The 3,507-nt window shown below is 59.8% G+C and carries 2 protein-coding genes; both read left to right on the top strand.

Translation table 11 applies throughout. The features are described 5' to 3' along the window. Positions 1-218: 218 nt before the first annotated feature. Entirely contained in the window at positions 219-1,538 is a 1,320-nt protein-coding gene (locus tag IRZ24_RS18225) for an ATP-binding protein (protein ID WP_297167468.1), read from the top strand. A 22-nt stretch (positions 1,539-1,560) separates the two neighbouring features. After that, a partial coding sequence (locus IRZ24_RS18220; RefSeq protein ID WP_297167466.1) for a tetratricopeptide repeat protein occupies positions 1,561-3,507 on the top strand: 1,947 nt, incomplete at its 3' end.

Genomic DNA, 3,507 nt, shown 5'->3' with positions numbered 1-3,507 from the left:
ATATGTGGCTACGCGTAGGGAAAGACGAGAGACCCGAGAGATGCTACAGGATGTACTGACGCAGCTCAGCTCTCTCCAGCAGCAAACGGATCTGGGCTTTCAACTGGTTGCCTCCGAGCTGTCTATGCTAAGGGAGCAGTTAGGATCATTACGGCGTCTGCTTCTTCATGAAGAGTAGTCGTTTCCGGCGTCAGGTTAATCATGCTTGGAGTCTTAGCATGGCGGGCGAATTGTTTGTGAACAGAGAAGCTGAATTACAGTTGATCGATGAGGCGCTGCAAACATTGCGGGATCGTCAGCGGTTGCTGCGCACGCCGGTAGTGGAGCTATGCGGAGTGCGGGGTATTGGCAAGACGGCGCTACTGCGTCAAGTTCAGCAGCGCTGCCTGGAGACGGATGTCCCCTGTATTTGGACGGAGGCCGGGCGCGAGGAAAGCCTCCTTGCTAGCCAAATCGCTGAGCAGGTGCGGCGCTATCAGATCCAGCCGGGGAGGGCCGAGGAGAATGGTCTCGGGGGTCCCGATTTGCAGCGCTCTGTGGAGGCCCTGCGTCTCTTAGCTCAGCGCGGGCGAGCGGTCTTGCTGGTCGATGCTGTGGATGCTGGTAATGAACACCTACTACGCTGGCTGGAGGCCCTGCTGCGCGAGCTATTGAAGGAGTATACGCTCTTCGTGGTGCTGGCGGCCTCACGTCTGGTGACCTTCGAGCACGAGCGCTCTGTTGCTCGCAAGATGACTGTGCTGGAGCTGGGGCCTCTCGATCGCCCCAGTTGTGAGGCCTATTTTCAGAAGATGGGGCTTCCTTTGGGATCCGAGGCGCGCGAGCTGGTTTTTTCCTGGACTCGGGGCTATCCTCTGGCGATGGAGGTGCTCACTGGGGCCATTCGAGGAGGCCTTGATCCCTTCCAGCAGGCTGATCGCCTCCAGTTACTCCAGCTCTTGGCCGAGCGCGTCATTCGCCAGGAGATTCTTAGGAAGTTGTTACCTCAAGAGCGTCCAGCCTATGAAAGCCTCCTGCGCCTTCTTTCGGTCCCTCGTCGCTTTAATCTCCTACTGCTTCAAGAACTTATTGAGAAATTCGAACCCAGATGGACCCGTGAAAGCCCTCTGGACTATTTCTTTCTGCCACGTGAGCTGAGTGACAAAACAGAGGTCGTGCGCTGGCATCTGGAGCGCTCTGGTTATGCAGTCGTGGAGCCGGTGCGCCAGCTCTTCCTGCTGATCTTACGCAGCGAGCAGCCAGAGCTATTCGTCGCGCTCCATCGCTGGCTCGCTACCTTCAATCAGCGCTTGGCCGGGCGTGTCAGTGGCTCCGATCGTATCCGCTATTTGCGCGAATGGCTCTATCATAGTGCTTTCAGTCTGGAGCCTGCGACGTTGGCGCAGGACATTCAGGAGCTCCTGGCAGCTCTGCCCTGGGAGGCTGCTGAGGCTCGCGTGCAGTTTGTTGAAGAGGTCCGTCAAGACCAGGAACTGCAGGAAGCCCTGGGAGAGCAGGCTGAGCGCTTGCTTACAGGACTGCAGGCACTTGAACACTAGACGACGGGAAGGGAAGCGTGCTATGGAACGCCACGGGGTGCCCGAGACCTTTCTCGGGCGAGATTATGAGCTGTCTCTCTTTCTGGATTGGCTAACGAATGTTCAGTCTGATGCTCCCTGGATTCTCTCTATCCACGACGCTGAGCCGGACCCCGCCCGCCGGGGGGGGATTGGCAAGAGCTGGCTCTTGCAGGCCTGTGTCGCGTTAGCGCAGCAGCGCTTTCCTCATCTGGCGGTCGTTCAGGTGGATTTCTTCCGCGTCGCCGATCGGGATCGCCTGGTGGTTGCACGGCGCGTGGTTGAGCGCCTGCAGGCCGCTTATCCGCACTGGCAGGCGCGGACTTTCGCCCAGACGTTAGAGACTTTCGCGGCACAGGGCTATCTCAGCAGCCTCTACCCAGAGAAAGATGTGGCTGATATCCGCATTCGTGATAGCCTGTCAGAGGCCTTGGCGCGCGATGTGGAGGAGTTATTGCCACTCTTGCCGCCAGGTGTGCCACAACTGTTGCTTGTTTTCGATACCTTTGAGCTGGTCGAGCGTAATCCCCAGGTGGCAGTTTTGGGTCTAGGTCAGCTCTTCCCCGAGCGTTATGGCCTGCCTCATGTGAAGGTTCTTTTAGCTGGACGCAATCCCCTGGATTGGCAGCATCCAACCTGGCGCGGGCGTGAAAGGGAAGTGCTGGACCTGGAACTCCCCCCCTTTTCTGCCGCTGAGGTGCGTCTCTATCTCCTGCGCGAGCTGGCTGGTCTGCTCGATGCGGAGACTAAGGCTGCTGGGATGACTGGCCTTGGCGGCTCGGGAGAAAACCCCGCTCAGACGGCGGAGAGCCAGACCCGTTCCGTTGAACGCCTCTATGAATTGACGGCAGGTCGTCCTATTTTGGTTGGTCTGGCCTGCGATCTGCTGGCAAGGGGCCTGATCACGCTGCCTGAATTGGTAGCCTTCCCCTCGGGACGCTTTGAGGAACAGCTCGTCGTGCGTATTAACGATCTGGAGCGCCCGCTCAATTGGCTGATTCTGGTCCTGGCTCATGTCTACCATCGTTTGTCGGCTCCTCTGCTCTCCTGGTTGCTGACTCAAGTCAGGCTGGCGGAGGATAGCGAGCGTGTCTCGGTTGATGAGTGGCTGGCGGCTTTGCGGCGGCTCTCGTTCGTGCGCATTGCCGGCGAGGGGGATGAGTTGGCTCTGCATGATGAGATGCGCCGGCTGGTGGTGCACTATTGCTGGGAGCGCCAGGACCCCGATCGGCGCTTCCGCCGCGAGCTGAGCCGGGCCGTCATCGCTTACTATGAGCAGCATGCCGGGCAGGCGCTCCCTGAGCAGGAGTGGCAGGCGAGTAGTGTCGAGCTGCTCTATCATCGGTTGACGCTGGATCGCGAGGAGGGCTTGAAGTGGTTTGAGCGTCTCTTCTCACCAGCTTTCTTGAGCTGGCGCAGTGGTTTTGCCCGCACGCTGCTGGAGACTGTGCGAGAATTTGAACCGCTGCTGACCCCGCCGCAGCGCTGGCAGCTCCGCGTTTGGGAGGCGCGCTTGCTTCGCATTGAGGAGCAGCCGGCCCAGGCGCGCGCCTTGCTGGAGCGCCTGCTGCAGGAGGCTGACCCGGCCTGGCAGGAAGAGCAACGAGGGGAGCTGCTCTATGAGCAGGCCCGCTGTGCCTTGCAACAGTATCGCTTCCGGGAGGCTATTCAGGCCTATGAACAGTGCCTGGCAGTGGCTCAGCGCCGAGGGAATGAGGAACGGGCCAGCACGCTCCAGGGCCAGCTTGGCTATATCTACCGCCGTCTCGGTCAGTGGGATGAAGCTCTCCACTACTACTTTGCCTCCTTGACGTACCATCAGCAGCGGGGCAGCCTGGCCTGGTATGCCAATCTGCTCAATAGCATTGGGCATGTCTACCGCTTGCAAGGCCGTATCCACGAGGCCCTGCGCTACTGCTTGCTGGGGCTGCGGGTCCGCGAGGAGCTGTGG

The organism is Thermogemmatispora sp. (genome assembly GCF_019683755.1).
GTDB lineage: Bacteria > Chloroflexota > Ktedonobacteria > Ktedonobacterales > Ktedonobacteraceae > Thermogemmatispora.
The sequence above is the reverse complement of the archived record's forward strand: the minus strand, read 5'-3'. Positions and strand labels throughout refer to the sequence as shown.